General features: G+C 64.0%; 17 protein-coding genes and 1 pseudogene. 2 read left to right on the forward strand and 16 right to left on the reverse strand.

Annotated features, from left to right (window positions below):
* Positions 1–233: 233 nt before the first annotated feature.
* On the reverse strand, positions 234–1,289 hold the full coding sequence (locus WJU18_RS27925; protein WP_423457356.1) for a CobW family GTP-binding protein: 1,056 nt from the start codon (positions 1,287–1,289) through the stop codon (positions 234–236).
* 131 nt (positions 1,290–1,420) lie between these two features.
* On the opposite strand from WJU18_RS27925, the gene WJU18_RS27930 reads away from it, so the two are divergent.
* Positions 1,421–2,263 carry a phosphate/phosphite/phosphonate ABC transporter substrate-binding protein gene (locus WJU18_RS27930; protein WP_423457358.1) on the forward strand — a complete coding sequence of 281 codons (843 nt, stop codon included), beginning with the start codon at positions 1,421–1,423 and terminating at the stop codon, positions 2,261–2,263.
* A gap of 161 nt (positions 2,264–2,424) precedes the next feature.
* Here the strand turns inward: WJU18_RS27930 and WJU18_RS27935 are convergent.
* The 8 genes and pseudogenes from WJU18_RS27935 to WJU18_RS27970 form a co-directional block, all read right to left on the reverse strand.
* Positions 2,425–3,405, reverse strand: a pseudogene (locus tag WJU18_RS27935) (tyrosine-type recombinase/integrase); the annotation flags it as partial.
* Positions 3,406–3,448: 43 nt separating this feature from the next.
* On the reverse strand, positions 3,449–4,213 hold the full coding sequence (locus WJU18_RS27940; RefSeq protein WP_423457360.1) for a DUF484 family protein: 765 nt from the start codon (positions 4,211–4,213) through the stop codon (positions 3,449–3,451).
* A gap of 28 nt (positions 4,214–4,241) precedes the next feature.
* On the reverse strand, positions 4,242–5,108 hold the full coding sequence (dapF, locus tag WJU18_RS27945; RefSeq protein ID WP_423457363.1) for a diaminopimelate epimerase: 867 nt from the start codon (positions 5,106–5,108) through the stop codon (positions 4,242–4,244).
* A gap of 314 nt (positions 5,109–5,422) precedes the next feature.
* Positions 5,423–6,106: an aquaporin Z gene (aqpZ, locus tag WJU18_RS27950; RefSeq protein ID WP_423457365.1), complete on the reverse strand. Its 684-nt coding sequence runs from the start codon at positions 6,104–6,106 to the stop codon at positions 5,423–5,425.
* Between the two features lie 298 nt (positions 6,107–6,404).
* On the reverse strand, positions 6,405–7,478 hold the full coding sequence (ruvB, locus tag WJU18_RS27955; RefSeq protein WP_423457367.1) for a Holliday junction branch migration DNA helicase RuvB: 1,074 nt from the start codon (positions 7,476–7,478) through the stop codon (positions 6,405–6,407).
* A gap of 273 nt (positions 7,479–7,751) precedes the next feature.
* On the reverse strand, positions 7,752–8,021 hold the full coding sequence (locus tag WJU18_RS27960; protein ID WP_423457369.1) for a hypothetical protein: 270 nt from the start codon (positions 8,019–8,021) through the stop codon (positions 7,752–7,754).
* Complete coding sequence (locus tag WJU18_RS27965; protein WP_423457371.1) at positions 8,009–9,244, reverse strand: hypothetical protein; 1,236 nt, start codon at positions 9,242–9,244, stop codon at positions 8,009–8,011. The genes WJU18_RS27960 and WJU18_RS27965 overlap by 13 nt, the downstream gene beginning before the upstream one ends.
* 48 nt (positions 9,245–9,292) lie before the next feature.
* Positions 9,293–9,637 carry an I78 family peptidase inhibitor gene (locus WJU18_RS27970; protein ID WP_423457373.1) on the reverse strand — a complete coding sequence of 115 codons (345 nt, stop codon included), beginning with the start codon at positions 9,635–9,637 and terminating at the stop codon, positions 9,293–9,295.
* Positions 9,638–9,767: 130 nt separating this feature from the next.
* On the opposite strand from WJU18_RS27970, the gene radA reads away from it, so the two are divergent.
* Complete coding sequence (gene radA, locus WJU18_RS27975; RefSeq protein WP_423457374.1) at positions 9,768–11,156, forward strand: DNA repair protein RadA; 1,389 nt, start codon at positions 9,768–9,770, stop codon at positions 11,154–11,156.
* Between the two features lie 25 nt (positions 11,157–11,181).
* On the opposite strand, the gene WJU18_RS27980 is transcribed toward radA, so the two are convergent.
* From WJU18_RS27980 to WJU18_RS28010, 7 genes are all read right to left on the reverse strand, one after another.
* On the reverse strand, positions 11,182–11,976 hold the full coding sequence (locus tag WJU18_RS27980) for an ABC transporter ATP-binding protein (RefSeq protein ID WP_423457376.1): 795 nt from the start codon (positions 11,974–11,976) through the stop codon (positions 11,182–11,184).
* On the reverse strand, positions 11,973–12,896 hold the full coding sequence (locus WJU18_RS27985; protein WP_423457378.1) for an ABC transporter permease: 924 nt from the start codon (positions 12,894–12,896) through the stop codon (positions 11,973–11,975). Before WJU18_RS27985 ends, WJU18_RS27980 begins: the two co-directional genes overlap by 4 nt.
* A 135-nt stretch (positions 12,897–13,031) precedes the next feature.
* On the reverse strand, positions 13,032–14,012 hold the full coding sequence (locus WJU18_RS27990) for an ABC transporter substrate-binding protein (RefSeq protein ID WP_423457380.1): 981 nt from the start codon (positions 14,010–14,012) through the stop codon (positions 13,032–13,034).
* A 169-nt stretch (positions 14,013–14,181) separates the two neighbouring features.
* Positions 14,182–14,919: an enoyl-CoA hydratase/isomerase family protein gene (locus WJU18_RS27995; RefSeq protein ID WP_423457382.1), complete on the reverse strand. Its 738-nt coding sequence runs from the start codon at positions 14,917–14,919 to the stop codon at positions 14,182–14,184.
* 80 nt (positions 14,920–14,999) lie between these two features.
* The gene (locus WJU18_RS28000) at positions 15,000–17,114 is read right to left on the reverse strand and encodes an acetate--CoA ligase family protein (protein WP_423457384.1); all 2,115 of its coding nucleotides are present in this window, start codon (positions 17,112–17,114) and stop codon (positions 15,000–15,002) included.
* Positions 17,115–17,197: 83 nt separating this feature from the next.
* Positions 17,198–18,358 (reverse strand): CaiB/BaiF CoA transferase family protein, encoded by a 1,161-nt coding sequence (locus WJU18_RS28005; RefSeq protein WP_423457386.1) that lies wholly within the window; start codon positions 18,356–18,358, stop codon positions 17,198–17,200.
* Positions 18,359–18,530: 172 nt separating this feature from the next.
* On the reverse strand, positions 18,531–19,271 hold the full coding sequence (locus tag WJU18_RS28010; RefSeq protein ID WP_423457388.1) for an ABC transporter ATP-binding protein: 741 nt from the start codon (positions 19,269–19,271) through the stop codon (positions 18,531–18,533).
* Between the last annotated feature and the right edge of the window lie 108 nt (positions 19,272–19,379).

The raw sequence follows: 19,379 nt of genomic DNA on the forward strand, positions 1-19,379 counted from the left end.
GGGAATCCCCTTCATCCGGCGAAGCCCTCTTATAGACCTTCCGGGGCTACTCTGCCAGCGGACATGCGCGCATTGCTCATAACCTGACTGGCATAAAGGCGGCGATTGTATCGGCCTTCTGGCCGGACAGGCAGCCAAGCCTGTCACCCTGAGGGGTTATGCGCCGAAGATAGTGCAATATTTGGGGTGTTTGACGTCAATCAGCCCCACGGACAGGGGTTCCAGGGAGATGTTTACGCCAGGCACTGCTCCAGTCCCTGCATGAGGATGTCCTTGGGCAGGTCGATGCCGATGAAGACCATTTTGCTGGTACGCGGCTCGCCTTCAGCCCAGGCCGGCCCTAGATCGCTGCCCATCAGTTGGTGCACGCCCTGGAAAATGACCTTGCGCTCAGTGCCCTTCATGGCGAGAACGCCCTTGTAGCGCAGCATGCGCGGTCCGTAGATGTTGACAATGGCGCCAAGAAAATCTTCCAGCTTGGCGGGATCGAACGGCCGATCGGCGCGGAAGACGAAGCTTTTGACGTCGTCATCATGATGATGGTGATGTCCGTGCCCGTGTCCGTGGTCATGCTGATGCGACGGGTGGTCGCAATGCTCGCCGTCGTGGTGATGATGGTGGTCGTGCTCGTCTTCCTTGAGGAAATCAGGGTCGATATCGAGCTTGGTGTTCAGGTTGAAGCCTCTCAGATCGAACACTTCGGCCAGCGGCACGTCGCCAAAATTCACCACCCGCTGGGGGGCGCGCGGGTTCATGTGCTTCAGGCGGTGTTGCAACGCATCCAGTTCCTGGGCGCTCACGAGATCAGCCTTGCTGATGAAGATCTGGTCGGCAAAGCCTACCTGGCGGCGGGCCTCCTGCCGGTCGTTCAGTTGCTGGGCGGCGTGCTTGGCGTCCACCACCGTCACGATGGCATCGAGCAGGAAGCTTTCGGCGATCTCGTCGTCCATGAAAAAGGTTTGCGCCACGGGGCCGGGATCGGCCAGGCCCGTGGTTTCGATCACGACGCGCTCGAAATCCAGTAGCCCCTTGCGCTTCTTGGCCGCCAGCAGTTGCAGAGTGCTGCGCAAGTCTTCCCGGATGGTGCAGCAGACGCAGCCGTTGCTCATCTGGATGATTTGCTCTTGCGTATCGTTGACCAGAATGTCGTTGTCGATGTTTTCTTCACCGAACTCGTTCTCGATCACGGCAATTTTCTGGCCGTGGGCTTCGGTCAGCACGCGCTTCAGGAGCGTGGTCTTGCCCGCGCCGAGAAAGCCGGTGAGGATGGTGGCGGGAATGGTGGACATGGCAGGGGATGTCAGTAAAAAACGCCAGCCGGGCTGGCAAACGGAACTTATCAGTGTAGCGCCCTAGGAAATTCCCTGCCGGCCAAGCCCAGGTTGCTCTACACTCGCGGAGCCAGTCCGAGGAGAGAAGAGTGAAAATAAGATCATTGCTGATCATTGGCCTGCTGTCCGTGAGCGCGCACCACGCCCAAGCGCGCGATTTAATTCTGGGAGTAAGCGAAGGCACCTCCGGAGGCACCGACCATGCGCGCGTGCTGCTCAAATACGGAGGATTGGCCAAGGTGCTGGGCGCGGCCCTCAAAACGAACGTGAACGTGGTGTTCGTGCGTGAGTTCGCGCAGCTCGAAGAAGGCATGAAAACCGGCCGGCTCGATCTCGCCATGGCGCGGCCGAGCGATTTCCCTGCCCGCGGCCTGCGCGACTATGGCTACCAGTACGTCGCCACGGCCAAGCCAGACGGCCAGTGCTTCATCACGATTCCGAAGAACTCACCCATTAAGTCGCTGGCCGACCTGAAGGGCAAGAAAATCGTGATGCCGGAAAAAATTTCCTACATGACGAAGTTCTGCACCGCCGAACTGCGGAACAACGGCATCGACACGGAAAAAGAAGCCGTGACCTATGTCCGCGAGCAGGAAGCCGTCACGTTCTACATCACGAATGGGTTCGGGCAGGTGGGCGCGCTGGCCTCCTACTCCGGCGCGGCGAAAAAATGGATCAAGGAGGGCGGACAAGTTCTGCACAAGAGCGTGCCACAGCCCTATTTCCCGCTGATCGCCGAGAAATCCATTGACCGTGCGGACATTGCCCTCATGCAGAAAGCCCTGCATGGCCTGCCCGCCACACCGGAAGGACAGGCGGTGCTGAAATCGATCGGCATCGAGGGCTTTGATACCTCCAGCGAAGACAAGCTGCGCAAGCTGCTGGATTGGCTGGGGTGCAAGGACAAGGGCTGTGTCGCTGAAAAGAACTGACCCCTGAGGCGCTGACGCGCCTTCCCCCTGAAAGGGGGACGCCTCCGGCGGCCGGGCCAAGCCCGCTCCGCGGTGGCCCTGGGATGGCTTGCTCCGCAGCCGTCTGACCGGTTTTGCCCGGCTGCTGGCTGCATCCCCGGCGCGTAGCGCCTCAGGGGGGATTTCCTTCTAGCTCTGGGGTGTGCGGCGTCGTAGGCTTTTGCAAGATGCTGGAAATCCAGCCGGGTATAAACCTGGGTGGTGCCGATGTTCGCATGGCCGAGGAGTTCCTGCACGGCGCGCAGATCGCCACTGGACTGCAACAGGTGGCTGGCGAATGAGTGGCGCAGCATATGGGGGTGCACTGGCGTGGCAAGGCCCGCGAGCAGGCTGCGGCGCTTGAGGCGCTGCCATACCGAGGCAGCGGTGAGACGGGTGCCGTGGCGGCCCGTGAACAATGCCCGTGCGGCATCTTCATTCGCTCCTGCCGGCACGCTGGGGCGCAATGCCAGCCAGCGGCGCAACGCGGCCTCGGCAGCCCCGCCCAGCGGCACGGCACGGCGCTTGCTGCCCTTGCCCTGCACGTGCGCTTCACCCGCCTCCAGATCAACCCAACCGCGACCGGCCCTCTCGGCCTCGGGGCTGGGCATCACATCCAGCGCCACCAGTTCGCCCACGCGCAGGCCACAACCATAGAGCAGCTCGACCATGGCGGCATCGCGCGCCTCCAGCAAGGGATCGTCTTCGGACTGCTGGTGCTCGGCCAGTTGAACGGCATCGTCTACCCCGAGCGCCTTGGGCAAGGGGCGCGGCTGGCGCGGGGCGCGCACGTCCTGCACCGGATTGGCCGTGATGAGGCCTTCGCGCCCCAGCCACGTATAGAACCCGCGCCAGCCCGAGAGAATGAGCGCGATCCCGCGTCCACTGCGTCCGCCGCCGTGCATCTGGGCCACCCAGCGGCGCACATGGTGGTTCCTCACATCCGCGAGCCGCACCTCCGCCTGCACGGCGCAAGCGGCCAGCTTTTCAAGATCCAGGCTGTAGAGCGTGACCGTGCGAGCAGCCAAGCGCTTTTCGACGCGCACATGCTCCAGATAGCGCTCGATCAAAGCAGCATCCCCCTCGGGAAGCGCCAGGTAGGTAGAGGCGTCAGGCGTGATCATGCAGCCCAAATAGTAGCCCACATCCCCTGAGGATCTCGAGAAATCAGGCGGCTGCGGAGCAAGCCATCCGGGGCCGCCGCGGAGCGGGCTTGGCCCGGCCGCTAGCGGCGTCCCCCTCCGGGGGAAGGCGCGCCAGCGCCTCAGGGGGGCTTAATCTATTCAGCGCAGCGCTGCCAATTTCGGCGATGCGCTCCAGGAAATCAGTGGCCATGCCCGCTTGATAGCGCTGACTGTCCGGCGAAGCGAGCACCAGCAACCCGAAGGCCGGAGCGGCTGCACTGGCGCGAAGGGGGATGAGGGCAAGCGACGCAGCGGTTTCCGGATCTTCGAGCCAACGCGCGACGTCGAAACCGGCGTTGACACCGCAATACGGCGTCGTGAGGGACGAAGCCAGGCTTTTCACGTCATCGCTGACGTCCTGGGTGAAGGGTTCGTCGGAGTAGGACTCTGCAACGCCCCATAGCTTGATACCTGCCTGCGGCACGCTGAACTGGCTCTTCAGTTCGCTCACCATCACGGCCGGCAGATCGGCCGCGTTATGGACCAGGAAAAGCTGGCGCGACCAGCGCTGGAGCTTGTCGCCGATGAGCATGTTCTCGTTGCCGTGGCGCATCATCTCCATCAGGCGCTGCTCCAGCACCTTGATTTTCTCGCGCAGCATCTCGGCTTGGCGCTCCTGCAGGCTCACCGCACGGCCGCCATGCGGGCTGGTCAGTTGCACCGCGGCCAGAAGATCGGCATGGCGTTCGAAGAAGTCTGGCGTATGCACCAAGAACTGGGCAATGTCTTCTTCGGTGATAGGGTTCATGGCAGAGGAGGTCATCCTGTGAATGGTATTACAGGCTCTCGGGGATCTCTATTTCGCCTTCGAAAACGGTGGTGGCGGGGCCGGTCATCATCACCGGACTGGCGGCCTGGCCTGCCCACTCGATCGTCAGCGTGCCGCCGCGCGTATCTACCCGCACACGCGCATCGAGCAAACCCAGGCGGATACCAGCCACCACGGCCGCGCAAGCACCGGTGCCACAGGCCAGCGTTTCGCCCGCGCCCCGCTCGTACACACGCAGGCGCACATGGCCACGGCTCACGACTTGCATGAAACCGGCGTTCACGCGATTGGGAAACGCCGGATGCGATTCGATCAGCGGACCTTGAACAGACACCGGAGCGGTATCGACGTCGTCCACCAGTTGCACGGCATGAGGGTTGCCCATGGAAAGCACACCGACCTGAACCGATGCGTGGCCCAGATCCAGCGGCCAAAGCTGCCAGCCGTGTCGGGCGGCGGGGGTCAGGCCAGCCGGGTTGAAGGGCACGGTGGGCAGATCGAATATGGGTGCGCCCATGTCAACGGTGACTTCGCCATTGGCCTGCTCGGTCAACTCGATGGTGCCGTTCTTGATTTTCACGCGCACCGTGCGCTTGTCGGTCAGGCCGCGCCCTCGCACATAGCGCACAAAGCAGCGCGCGCCGTTGCCGCAGTGTTCGACCTCGCTGCCGTCACTGTTGTGGATGACGTACTCGAAATCGGCGTCGGGCTGCGGTGAAGGGCGAACACCGAGGATCTGGTCGGCACCGACGCCGAAATGGCGATCCGCCAGCCAACGATACTGCGCAGGCGAAAGCCCCAGCGGACCGGCTGTTTCATCGAGCACGACGAAATCGTTGCCCGCGCCCTGCATCTTGGTGAAGCGAATGTGCATAGATGGATTATCTACTTCATGCTCGCAGGGAAGACCCGCGAAAGAGGAAAACCCTTCTGCTCAAACCAAGCCGCCTTCACCTTCTCCAGCACCCACACCCGGAAAAAAACGGATTTCATCTTCCCGCTCCAAAGCGCTGCGGAGCAAGCCATCCGGAAGCAGCCGCGGAGCTGGCTTGTATGGTTGGGGGTGTCCCTCTTTTCATCGCCGGGCCGCTCCCAAGATGAAAAGCGGCCCCCTCGGGGGCAGCGGACTACGCGAAGCGAGGGAGCGTGGGGGCTTTGTTCTGGGGAAGGCGCGTAGCGCCTCGGGGGTTACTCCTCTCCTGCTACGGCTCTGTAGATGACGGCGCCGATGATGCCGCCGACGATGGGCGCGACCCAGAACAGCCACAACTGGCCCACGGCGCCGGTCTGTGCAAAGAGCGCCACGCCAGTGGAACGCGCGGGGTTGACCGAGGTGTTGGAGACCGGAATGCTGATCAGGTGGATCAGTGTCAGGCACAGGCCGATCGCGATGGGGGCGAAACCGGCTGGGGCGCGCTTGTCGGTCGCGCCCATGATCACGAAGAGGAAGACCGCGGTCATGACCACTTCGCACACCAGCACGGCGGTCATGGAGTATTTGCCGGGAGAGAGATCACCAAAGCCGTTCGACGCGAAGCCGCCTGGTTGCCAGCCCGCCTGGCCACTGGCGATCACATACAGCACGGCCGCTGCCGCGATGGCGCCTACGACCTGCGCGACGATGTAGGGAATCAGATCCTTGCCGGGAAAGCGCCCGCCGGCCCACAAGCCAAAAGACACCGCCGGGTTCAGGTGGCAACCGGAGATATGACCGATGGCGAATGCCATGGTGAGCACCGTCAGGCCGAAAGCCAGTGCCACGCCGGCAAAACCAATGCCAAGCTCCGGAAATGCCGCGGCCAATACGGCGCTGCCGCAACCGCCCAGGACCAGCCAGAAAGTACCGATGACTTCGGCGATGTACTTATTCATGTAAATCCTCTTCAGATTTGAAAAATCTCCGCGCATCCCTGCCGCGCGCGGTCCGCTGTTTCCCCTGGGCAGACACATGCCTTGAACCATGCCAACGAAGAACTCGATTCAAAGACCAAAGACACCTGCTTACCGGGAGCAACTTATTGATTGCACCATAGGTAACCGTATATTTGCGATCTAAAGTGTTGTATCTGCGCCGATGCCATGCGTACTTTTTGTGCAAAAAAGTAAGCGCGTTCCCGCAGGGATGCAGGATTGCAAACGTCTAAGGCACTTCTTCAAAGTGCCAGTCCTGTCAGGATGCGTCGCCGAACAAGCCGCCAGGAGATTGCGGGGCGGCCACGCCGAGGTGCCGATAAGCGGCCAGGGTCGCCACGCGCCCGCGCGGGGTGCGCTGCAGGTAGCCCTGCTGAATAAGGTAGGGCTCGATCACGTCTTCGATGGTGCCCGGTTCCTCGCCAATGCTGGCGGCGATGTTGTCCAAGCCCACCGGGCCGCCGTCGAAGCGGTGAATCACGGCTTCGAGCATCTTGCGGTCCATGACATCGAGGCCAATGGGATCCACGTCGAGCATGGCCAGCGCACGGTGTGCGATGTCGGGCGTGATGCGCCCCTCGCCTTTCACGTCTGCGTAGTCTCGCACCCGGCGCAGCAGGCGGTTGGCGATCCGGGGTGTACCGCGGCTGCGGCGGGCGATCTCACGCGCACCCTCGGGCTCGGCTTCCACTTGCAGCAAACCAGCCGAGCGCGCCACGATGCGCGTGAGTTCCTCGGGCGTGTAGAACTCCAGCCTGGCAACGATACCGAAACGGTCGCGCAGCGGATTGGTGAGCATGCCGGCTCGGGTGGTGGCGCCGACCAGGGTGAAAGGCTGCACATCCAGCTTGATCGAGCGTGCCGCCGGTCCTTCGCCGATCATGATGTCGATCTGGAAATCTTCCAGCGCGGGGTAGAGGATTTCCTCCACCACCGGGCTCAGGCGGTGGATTTCATCGATGAACAGGACGTCGTTGCGCTCCAGGTTGGTCAGCAGCGCGGCCAGGTCCTTGGGCTTTTCCAGCACGGGGCCGCTGGTCTGGCGCAGGTTCACGCCCAGCTCATGCGCGATGATGTGCGACAGCGTGGTCTTGCCCAGCCCAGGCGGGCCGAACAGCAGCACATGATCCAGCGCCTCGCCGCGCTTTTTCGCCGCGCCGATAAAGATCTCCAGTTGTTCGCGCGCCTTGGCCTGGCCCACGTAATCATGCAGCAGCTTGGGGCGCAAGGCACGCTCCAGCGCTTCCTCCTGCGGCGACGCAGGCGCGGCCGACACCATGCGCGGCACCGCGCGGTCAGGCGGCATGTCGAAATCGTCAACGGTGATGCTCATGGCTCGATTGTGACGCGTGAGAAGGAAGAAGGGCCAGGAAGACTGGCAGAGTCCCCAAACGTCTGTCACCGCAGCGCGCCCACCCCATATCATTTCCGCGCGGACGAAACTCCAAGGCCGCTGGAAAGGAAGTACTGGATTCCCGCCTGCGCGGGAATGACGAGAGATTCAAAGGGCCGCGGAGCAGGCCATGCGGTGCCTCCGCGGAGCGGGCTTAGCCCGGCCGCCAGAGGCGTCCCCCTGGGGGAAGGCGCGTCAGCGCCTCAGGGGGGCCTACTGAATCCAGTTCTTGACCCCCGCGTCATAAGCCTTGTTGAAACGGCCGTAGTAGTCCGCCCCGCCACCGCTGCAGCTGGCATTGCCGCCCCAGAGCGTTCCGATCACATAGCGGGAGTTGCCGGATTGGGCAAAGATGGCGGATCCGCTGCTGCCCTGCTGGGTAGAGCCGAGTTGCCAGGTCACCTGGTAGCGGAGGCCTGTATTGGCGTCAGCCGCATTGCAGCTGTCGCTGGTGCAGAGGGCGTAGCCAGTCACTTCTCCCAAGCTGTACTTTTGCAAATCGCCCATGGGGTCATGGATGCCCACCACGTCCAAGCCCGACTGCACGCCCGCACCGAAGTAGGAACCGGCGTAGACCACCCTGGCAGGCGGTGAGCTATACAGGCGCAGCAGCGTGGTGTCGATCGACGCGTTGGCAAAGAGCAACTGAGAGCCCCCGTAACCCGCGTCATGCTCTGATCGTACTGAGGTGTGCTGTTGCACGCGGCGGCACGGAAGAACCAGTAGGTAATGAGGCTCGAAGCCGTGGCCTGATCGGGAACGCAGTGCGTGGCCGTCACGAAGTTAGGTGTCCGGCTGCCTTTGGCGTCGTTGAGCAGCGTGCCGGTGCACATGTAGGAACGGCCGTCGGCGCTGCTGGTATAGAGCATTTTGGCGACTGCCCGGCTCTCGGTCTCCAGATCCGGCCGGCACATCACGTCCTGGTGGCAACTGGCTGAACTGCCGATGGATTCCACTGTTTTCGACGTCAGGGTTTGCTCCGCGGTAGCGCCCAGATGCGACAAACGGGGCACGGCCAGCCGCAGCACGGCAGGATCGACACCGGGGGCGAGTTGCACTTCCAGGGTGCTGACATCCCCAGTGGTGTCCGGTCCCCAGACCATGCGCGCGGCATCGCCCGTGACGCCGCCCTGTTCGTTGCCCAGGCGCAAGGCAGCCAGTTGGGCCGCGCTCATCTCCACGACTTCATCGGTTTCCGCGCCATAGAAGCGCAGAACGGTGCCGGCGGGAATACTGTCGGCCAGCACGCCCAGCCGGACAGCTTGCGCACCGTCAGCGACAAAGGAAATGCCGGCGACCAGACCGCCGTCCGCCGTGGGGCTCCAGCTCAACAGCGCGGCCAGGCCGTCCGCCTCCGCGGTGGCGAGCACATCCCGGCCTTCGCCGATCCTGTAGGCCACACCCTTTGCTTCAGGGGCGACAGCCGATTTGACGACCGCCAGAGGCCCCAATTGCACGCGTCCCACGGGAGCGCCGGCGGGGATATGCCTGGTGGCGGCCTGGGCTGATTTGGCTTGGGCACTGCTCGGAGAAAGCGCGGTATCCAGCGGCTCGATGCGGTCGCCGGAGACGGGCAGCGGCGAAGGTGAAGGCGAGGGAGTAGGTGTGGGCGTCGGCGAAGGGGCCGGACTGTCGCTGGAGTCGCCTCCACAAGCCGTCAAGGCGGTAGCGGCTACGGCGGCCCACAGAATATGGCGCATCATCATGGGGGAACTCTCCTGTGAATAGGGTCGATTCAGAAAAAAATAGGACTTTCAACCGCAGCGGACGTGTGCAACGCGCTGCTCTTTGTCGATCACCAGGTTCAACCGGCCCATCATGAACTCCTGCGTCGTGATGCTATCTACATGCAGCATGCGTGCCTGATCGGCTCCGGCAGCGGTCATCGCCTGCGCCAACATGGCCGGCGCGTAGACCTGCCCGACAAGAGACTGCGCCGCAGCGGCATCGCACTTGTTTTGCGGAGGCTGGCCGCTGTCAACCTGAGTAGGGCCGGCCGCCGGGGGTGAGACTGCTCCTGGCGCCCCGGCACTACTGCACGCGGCAGAGGCCAATGCCGAGCTCAGGACGAACGGCCAGAGAAGTCGGTGGTATTTCATGCAATGAACTCCTGGATACAGCATTCTCCACCAGCGCAAGGGCGATCATAAGAGTTGGAATGGGTAAAGAGTCAGCACCGGTAAATCGAACACAGGCGGGCCCTGTGCCCGACACCGTTACGATCGGGCAATGGCCAAAGAAAAGAGTGTTTATACCTGCAATGAATGCGGTGCCACCAGCGCGCGCTGGCTGGGCAAGTGCCCCTCGTGCGGCGCCTGGAATTCGCTGATCGAATCGGTGTCCGAGGCGCCTGCTCCGGGCAAGAACCGCCTGGGCGCGGCCTTCTCCGCCCTGGCGCCGAGCAGCGAGGTGCGTCCGCTGGCCGCCATCGAGGCCGTGGAAGTGGCGCGCACGCCCACCGGGCAGAGCGAACTGGATCGCGTCCTGGGCGGGGGCATCGTCGAAGGCGGGGTGGTGCTGATCGGCGGGGATCCCGGCATCGGCAAATCGACCCTGTTGCTGCAGGCACTCGATGCGTTGCAGCACGCGCAATTGAATACGCTTTACGTGACCGGCGAAGAGAGCGGCGCTCAGGTGGCGCTGCGCGCCAGGCGGCTGGGCATCACAGGCTCGAAAGTAAATGTGCTGGCCGAAATCCAGTTGGAGAAAATACTGGCCACGCTGGCCAGCCAGCAGCCGGCCGTGGCCGTGATCGACTCGATCCAGACGGTTTACAGCGACCAGCTCACGAGCGCCCCCGGGAGCGTGGCACAAGTACGGGAATGCGCGGCGCATCTCACGCGCTATGCCAAATCCAGCGGCTGCGCGATCGTGCTGGTGGGCCACGTGACCAAGGATGGTCAATTGGCCGGCCCGCGCGTGCTGGAGCATATGGTGGATACGGTGCTGTACTTCGAGGGTGACACACATTCCAGCTTCCGCCTGATCCGCGCCATCAAGAACCGCTTTGGCGCCGTGAACGAGATCGGCGTGTTCGCCATGACCGAGCGCGGGCTCAAGGGCGTGAGCAATCCGAGCGCGATCTTCCTCAGCCAGCACCCGCAACCGGTGCCAGGCAGTTGCGTGCTGGTCACGCTGGAAGGCTCGCGGCCGATGCTGGTGGAAATCCAGGCCTTGGTGGATTCGGGCGGCCCCAGCCCGCGCCGCCTCTCGGTGGGCCTCGAGCGCGACCGCCTGGCCATGCTGCTGGCGGTACTGCATCAGCACGCCGGAGTGGCCACGGGCGATCAGGATGTCTTCGTCAACGCGGTGGGCGGTGTGCGCATCAGCGAACCGGCGGCCGACCTGGCAGTGATGCTGGCAATCACCAGCAGCCTGCGCGGCAAGCCGCTACCCAAGGGCTTCATCGCCTTTGGCGAGGTGGGATTGGCGGGAGAAGTGCGGCCTGCTCCGCGGGGGCAGGAGCGGCTGAAAGAGGCCGCGAAGCTCGGATTCTCCGTGGCGGTGGTGCCGAAAGCCAACGCGCCGAAGAAGGCGGACAAATCTTTTGAAGGCCTGACCATTCACGCGGTAGAGCGGGTCGACGAGGCCATGGCCTTGGTGCGCGGGCTGGATTGAAGGCCAGCCCGGCCCGGGCCGCCGCTCAATCGAGCAGCAGCGCGTCGTCGCTCACCTTCTCACCGCGCGTGCGCTCGAACATCGCCAGCAGATCCGGGACATCCATGCGGGAGCGCTGCTCACCCGAAACGTCGAGCACCACCTCTCCCTGGTGCAGCATGACGGTACGCGTGCCATGATCCAGCGCCTGGCGCATGGAGTGGGTGACCATCAAGGCTGTCAGCTTGTTTTCGGTCACGATGCGGTCGGTCAGTTGAAGCACGAAAGCCGCCGTTTTGGGATCGAGCGCGGCGGTGTGTTCGTCAAGCAGCAGAATACGCGAAGGCTGCAGCGCGGCCATCAGCAAGCTCACCGCCTGGCGCTGACCGCCGGAGAGCAGCCCCATACGGTCGCTGAGACGGTTTTCCAGCCCCAGGTTCAGCTGTTTCAGCCTCTCGCGGAACAGGGTGCGCAGATCGGCCCGCACGGCGCGCCCCAGGCCGCGGCGCTGGCCGCGCTGCCAGGCCAAGGCCAGGTTCTCCTCGATGCTGAGCGCCTCGCAGGTACCGGCCATGGGATCTTGAAACACGCGCGCCACAAGGCCCGCTCTCTGCCAGGCATTCAGGCGCGTCACATCGCGGTCATCAATGACGATGCGGCCGGTGTCAACGAGCAGATCGCCGCTGATGGCGTTCAGTGTGGTCGACTTGCCCGATCCGTTGGAGCCGATGACGGTCACGAACTCGCCAGCGGCCACGTTCAGGTTCACGCCGCGCAGCGCCGGGTTCTCGATCGGCGTGCCCGGATTGAAGGTCTTGCGCAGGTCATGCAATTGCATCATGGCTGGCCTCCCGTGACGGCGTTGGCGGATTTACCGTTTTTGGCAGGCTTGCGCCATTTGGACTTGAAGCGCGGCAGCACCAGGGCCACCGCCACGAGCACCGCGGTGATCAGGTTCAGATCCTGCGCCTGCAGGCCAATGAAATCCGCCTGCAAGGCCAGCGCGATGAAGATGCGGTAGAGCACCGCCCCCACCACGGTGGCCAGAGTAATGATGAACAACGCACGGCTGGGCATCAGCGTTTCGCCGATGATGACCGCGGCCAGGCCGATGACGATGGTGCCCAGGCCCATGGAAATGTCGGAACCGCCCTGCGTTTGCACATAAAGCGCGCCGCCCAGGGCAATCAATGCATTGGACAGCGCCATGCCGCCCAAGGTCACGCGCCCGGTGGCAATGCCTTGAGCCCTTGCCATGCGCGGGTTGGCGCCCGTGGCGCGCAGGGCCAGGCCCATTTGGGAAGCGAAGAACCAGTCAAGTATCAGCTTGACCACCAGCACGATCACCGCCAGCACCAGAGGCTGCACCCAATAGGCGTTGTCATCACTGACGAAAGGGCTGAAGACGGTGGGCTCGCCCAGCAGCGGAATGTTCGGCGCCCCCATGATGCGCAGGTTGATCGAATACAGCGCGATCATGGTCAGGATGGAGGCCAGCAGTTGCAAGATCCCCAGCCGCACGTTGAGCCAGCCGGTAACCAGCCCCGCCACCGCGCCAGCCAGCATGGCCGCGCCGCAGGCCAGCCAGGGATTGCAGCCTGACACGATAAGGACCGCGGCCACCGCGCCACCGAGCGGGAAGCTGCCGTCGGCGGTGAGATCCGGAAAATCGAGCACGCGAAACGAGATCCATACCCCCAGCGCCACCAGCGCGAAGATAAGGCCGATCTCCAGCGCGCCCATGAATGAGAGCATCGACATTGGCTGGTCCAGTCTTTTGCAACGAAACAAACAAGGCGTATAGAGGGTGTTCTAAGCCGCCAGGAAACAACACCGGCGCCACGCGGGCGCCGGTTTGGGAACGGGATTCTATTTCAGCCGCGCCATTTCACGGCTTCATTTCACCACTTCCGCGGCTTCCTTGACAAGCGCCTCAGGCAGTTTGATGCCTTGCTTCTCGGCTGCACCGGGGTTGACCACCAAGGACATCTTGGTGCCGACTTCAGGCGCGATCGCGCCCGGCTTGGTGCCCTTGAGGATGCGGTCGACGACCTTGCCCGTCTGGCGGCCGAGGTCGTAGTAGTTCATGCCCAAGGCCGCCACAGCGCCGCGCTTGACGGAATCGGTATCGGCGGCCACCAGGGGCAGCTTGCCTTCTTCCGCAACACGGACCATGGACTCATAAGCCGAGACGACGTTGTTGTCCGTGCTGGTGTAGATCACATCAGCCTTGCCCACCAGGCTCTTGGAGGCGGAGGGAATATCCACCGTGCGCGGCGCGGCGGCTTCGGCCACGGTCATGCCGCGCTTGGACAGCTCGGCCTTGAGTTCCTTCAGCACGATGGTGGAGTTGACTTCGCCCGGGCTATAGACATAGCCCACGCGCTTGGCGCCGGGTTTCACCTTCAGCAGCAGATCGATCTGCGCAGCCAGGGGCAGCGCATCAGAGACGCCCGTGACGTTGGTGCCTGAAGGCTTCCAGCTCTTGACCAGCTTGGCGGCCACGGGGTCAGTCACGGCGGTGAATACCACGGGGATGCTCTTGGTGGCGGCCACGGCGGCCTGGGCGCTCGGCGTGGCAATGGCCACGATGGCGTCGACCTTGTCGCCAGCGAATTTACGGGCGATCTGGCCGGCGGTGGCGGTATTGCCTTGGGCGCTCTGGTAGCTCAGCTTGAGGTTCTTGCCTTCTTCCCAGCCCAACGCTTTCAGTTCGTCTTCCACGCCCTTGCGTACGGAATCGAGGGCGGGGTGGTCCACGATGGCGGTCACGCCGACCGATTTGACGTTTTGGGCCTGCGCCCAGGGCGCTGCCGCGAGAGCAGCCATGGCGGCCATGGTGCCGATAGCCAGACGGCGAACAGCAAATTTGGTCATGACGATGCGAACCTTTCTTTACTCGGAAAACCGGAATGGGGCGTGATGTTCGCACAAACTGGCACCACCGCCCACAGGCAAAACCCTTTGTCAAGGACCTGCCCTCCCCGGTCACACGCATCGCCGGTTCCTGGAACGTGTGCACGTTCCAGGAACCGAGAAGAAGAAATCAGCGGCCGGTGTAGTTCGGCGTCCGTTTTTCGCGGAAAGCCGCCATGCCTTCCTGGGTATCGGCGCTCTCGCGCACCACGTTGAGCTGGCGGATGGTCTCGGACATGATCTCCGAGGGGCTCTTGGCCAGCACATGCTGGTTGACGAAGCGCTTGATGGTGGCGAGCACCAGCGGCGCGGAATTGGCCAGGGCCTGGGCCTGCTCCATCGCCACCTCGACATGCTTGCCGGTTTCCACCACATCGCTGACCAATCCCACGTCGTAGGCGCGCTGGGCGCTCATGGGACGGCCCAGCAGCATCAGGTCCATGGCGGCCTTGTGCGGAATGCGCGCGGCCAAGCCGGCGATCATGCCGCCAGTGAAGCCGAGGCGGGCTTCGGGGTAGGAAAAGCGCGTGTTCTCGGCCGCCACGATGAGATCGCACATCATGGTGAGCACCAGCGCGCCGCCTACCACCCAGCCTGCGGTAGCGGCGATGATGGGCTTGTCCGTGGTGAAGCCCGAACCCGGGATGCAGCGCCACAGCTCAGGCAGGTTGCTCACATCGGCACCCGAGGAAAACGAGTCGTTGCCGGAGCCGGTGATGACAGCCACGCGCTGCTCGGACGCATCGAAGGCGGCGAAGCCCGCCTGCAACTCCAGCGCGGTGTCCTTGCAGATGGCGTTCTTGCGGGCCGGACGGTTGATGGTGAACAGCGTGACCTTGCCGTGCTGCTCGATGGTGACTTGGGACATAGCTATCTCCTGAAGAAATATGGAACAAATGGGGCCTGTGCCGGAACGCTGCCGCGCGTACTAACACAGGCCACCTGAAATCAAACCTCGCCCATCTCGCCGATACGCGCACGGGCATCCACCGCCACGGCGCCCTGCCCTGCCAGCTTGACCTTGAGCGGGTTCACCTCGATTTCGAAATCCCGGCCGCTGGCCTCCAGGTCATGGGCCAGCCAGCCAAGACGCACGATGGCATCGACCACGGCCTCCACATCCAGCGCCCCGCGGCCCCGGTAGGGACGCAGCAGCGGCGCGACCTTGAGCGCGTCAACGGCGCGGCGCGCGCTGGCGGCATCCACCGGCGCAGGCAGCACCGCCACGTCCTTGAGCAGTTCCACCAGCACGCCGCCGGCACCCACCACCACCTGGGCGCCAAACTGCGCGTCGCGCCGCGCGCCGACGATCAGCTCGAGTTCACCGCTTTCCTGCTTCTGCAGCGAATAGCCTTCGATGCGCGCCTTGGGCGCGGCCTGCGCCACGCTGGCCTGCATGGCGGCAAGGCGCTGGCGGAGATCATCCGCATCCGCAATGTTCAGCGCCACGCCGCCCACGTCGGACTTGTGGGCGATATCGGGAGAAACGACTTTCAGCACCAACGGGTAGCCCAACTCGCCCGCAGCAGCCACAGCGGCTTGTGCATCCGCCACGACACGCTCCTGGTTCACAGGCAAGCCCGCCCGCCCCAGCAGCGCTTTCGAAGGGCCCTCGCCCAGCGTGCCATCGGCGGGCACCTCGGTGGCCGGCATGCCGGCGGGACGCTGCGGCGTCCCCGGTTCCTCGTGGATCGACCAGGCCTTCCAGCCGCGCAGGATATCCATCGCTTCGGCCAACGTGTCCACATAGGGCAGGCTGCGCTCCACCAGCATCTTGCGCGCGGGCTCGGCCACGCGGCCGGGCAGCATCACATAGAGTGTAGGTTTGCCGCCAGCCGCTGGGCGCTCCGCGCCGTCAGCCAACTGGCGCGTGAAGCCGGGCACGTCGGGAGCGGTGGTCAATACCATCAAGGCCAGATCGGTCGCCGGATCAGCCAGGGCGACCTCAGCCGTCACCACACCCAGATCAGGCCTGGCGTCGGACTTGCGGCCGCCGATGTCGATAGGGTTGCCGGCCTGCCCCTCGGAATAGTGCTCGGCCAGCGTGGCCTTCGTGGCCTCGCTGAAGCGCGTCAGGTCAATGCCGGCGTGGGAAAGCTGGTCGGCGGAGATCGCGCCGCCGCCACCCGAGGTGGTCAAAATGGCCACATCGCGCACGCGGCGCTTCGGATAGCGCACCATGGCGCGGGCCAGGCTCAGCATGTTCAACGGGTCCTCCATCATGACCACGTTCTCACGCTCGCAGATGGCCTTGAGCGCGGCGAAATCGCCCGCCATGCTCGCGGTGTGCGAGTAGGCCGCACGGCTGCCGTCATCGCTGGCGCCGGCCTTGACCATCAGCCATGGCTTGCCAGCCGCCCGCGCGCGCCGCGCCAATTCCACGAAGCGTGGCGCCGATTTGATGCCTTCCACATAGCTGCAGATCACCTGCGTGCGCTCGTCCTCGATGAGGAACTCCACGAAATCGCAGAGTTCCAGGTCCGCCTGGTTGCCCACCGAGACGCAGTGCGAAAACCCGATGCCCATGCCATAGGAACGGTCGAACAGCGTGCCCATGAGCGCGCCGCTCTGGCTGACAAAGCCAATGGGCGCTTCGATCAGGCTGGGCACATTGAGGGCCGGAGAAGAGCACAGCACCAGCTTGTTGGCGGGGCTGATGAGGCCCAGGCAGTTGGGGCCGATGAGGCGCATGCCGTGTTCCTGGGCTGCAGCCACCACTTCGCGCTCCAGCGCCAAGCCCTCAGGGCCGGCATCGGAAAACTTGGAGGTGATGATGATGCCCGCTTTGGTCCCTCGTGCGGCGCAGGCGGCGATCTCCGCCTTGACCTTCTCGCGCGGCAGGGCCATGACGACCATGTCCGGCGCCTGCGGCGTGGCATCGATGCTGGGGAAGGTCTTCAGGCCGAAAAGCGTATCGCGGCCGGGGTTGATGGGGTAGACGGCACCGTCATACTGGTGCTGCAGCAAAGTCTTGTAGAGACGGCCGCCGAACTTGGCCTGGTCTTCGGAGGCGCCGATCACGGCGACGGAACGGGGATTGAGAAGGGTCTTGAGGGGGGTCATGGATGGGCTAGAAACTAGGCAGGCTCATGCCCCGTCATTCCCTCGCAGGCGGGAATGACGAGGAATAGGAGTCAAACTAAAAATCACTCCACTTTTTGGGCGTACTCCGCGCGGATTTCCTCGGTATGTTCGCCGAGGCCCGGGGGCGAGCGGCGAATGGGAAAGCCCTGGCCGCTCAGCCGCACGGGTGACGCGAAGGTGCGCGTCTGCTTGCCATTGGGCAGCGTCAGCGGTTGCACCCAGCCCATGTGCTCGGTCTGCTCATCGGCCAGTGCCGAGGCATAGTCATTGATGCGCGCATGCGGCACCCCCGCTTCATTGAACGCCGCGATCCAGTGCTCCACCGGCTTCTGGGTGAACAGCGTCTCCAGGATCTCCTTCAACGCCGCCTGGTTCTTCGCCCGGTCGGTGGTGCTCACAAAGCGCACATCGTCGGCCAGCGCGGGCATTCCCACCACCTCCAGCACGCTCAGCCACAGCTTGTGGTTGCCCGCCGCAATGGCGAAATAACCGTCTTTCGCCTGGAACGCCTGATAGGGCGCATTGCGCGGGTGCGCCGAGCCCAGCTTCACCGGGCTGCGCCCATTGCCAAAATACTCGCTGGTCTGCAGCGCGGCGATGCCCAGCGTGCAGCCGAACATCGGGATGTCGATGTGCGCGCCCTGCCCGCCCGCGCGCACATGCGCCAGCATGGATGCAATGGAAAAGGCCGCGTACAGGCCAGAGGCGAAGTCCGACAGCGGCACCCCGCACTTGACGGGGGCGCCTTCCGGCTCGCCGGTCACGCTCATCACGCCCGCGGCCGCCTGGATGGTCAGATCGAACCCGCCTTCGCCCGAACGCGGGCCGCTCTGGCCGTAGGCAGAGATGGAGCAAAACAGAAGCGTGGGCTTTTCGGCCGACATGGCGGCCCAGCCCAGGCCCAGGCGGTCCATCACGCCAGGGCGGTTGTTCTCCACCACCACATCGGCATCCAGAATGAGCTGGCGGGCCAGAGCCACGTCAGCCGGGTCCTTGAGGTTGAGCACGGCCGAGCGCTTGTTGCGGTTGAGCGAGGCAAAATTTTCGCTGTAGCCTTCGTTGAGCGGAGGCCACTGGCGCAGGCCGTCGCCCGCAGGCGGCTCGATCTTGACCACTTCGGCGCCCATGTCGGACAACAGCATGGTGGAAAAGGGGCCAGAGGCGGTCGAGCAGAACTCGACGACACGGACGCCGGCCAGAGGCAGAAGAGGGGTGGTGGTCATGAGTGATGTTTTATGGGTTGAGCCGCTTCACGGAGCCGGCCTCGGTGGAACGAATCTTAGGGCGGTCACAAATAAAGAACAACTATTCCAAAATACAGAAAGCATCGTACCTGAACCCTCTTTCCCGCTGTTCGGAAGACCGTGAACACGCTTTTAGAACGTGTTCACGGTCTTAGTGGCTCAGCGCCGCCTCCAGCAACCGCTGAGCCTCCGGATCGCTCAGCCGGGCACCGCGCAGTTGCTCGCGCGGGAGCATGTCAGTAAAACGGCCGCCCACCATGAAAGCGACCTGATCGCACATATGGGCCACCACGTGCAGGTCGTGGCTGACCAGCACGAAGGCCTGTTGCTGCTCGCGCCGCAGCCGCGCCAGCAGGTTCAGCACTTCGGCCTGTACAGACACATCGAGCGCGGAAGTGGGTTCATCCAACAGCAGCACCTGCGGCTGCACCAGCAATGCCCGGGCGATGCAGACGCGCTGGCGTTGCCCGCCCGAAAGCTGGCCCGGAAAACGAAAACGCACCGAGAGCGGAAGCGCCACGGTTTGCAGCGCTTCGGCGATGCGCCTCTCGCGGTCGCCCACGCCGTGCACCACGAGAGGTTCGCGCAGAATTTCGTCGATGGTATGGCTCGGGTTGAGCGCGGCCAGCGGGTCCTGGAACACCATCTGCATGGCGCGCCGGTCCGCCGGTGCGCGCCGTATGCCGATAGGCCGGCCTGCCACTTCGATGCGGCCAGACCATTGCGTATCGATGCCGGCCACCGCGCGCAGGATGGTGCTCTTGCCGCAACCCGACTCCCCCACGATCCCCAGGCTGCCGCCACGCGGCACCTCGAAGGAAACGCCATTGACCACCTGCGCGCTGCCACGCTGCACCACCAGGTTTTCGATGCGCAAGGCAATTTCGTTCATTGCTGTTTTCCATGACGCTCACGCGTCACCCGCGGAGCACAAAACGTAATAGATCGAGAGGCTGCGGAGCAAGCCATGCGCGGGCACCCGCGGAGCTGGCTTTGCCAG

The organism is Ottowia sp. VDI28 (assembly GCF_049532675.1).
In the GTDB taxonomy this organism is placed as follows: Bacteria; Pseudomonadota; Gammaproteobacteria; order Burkholderiales; family Burkholderiaceae_C; genus Ottowia.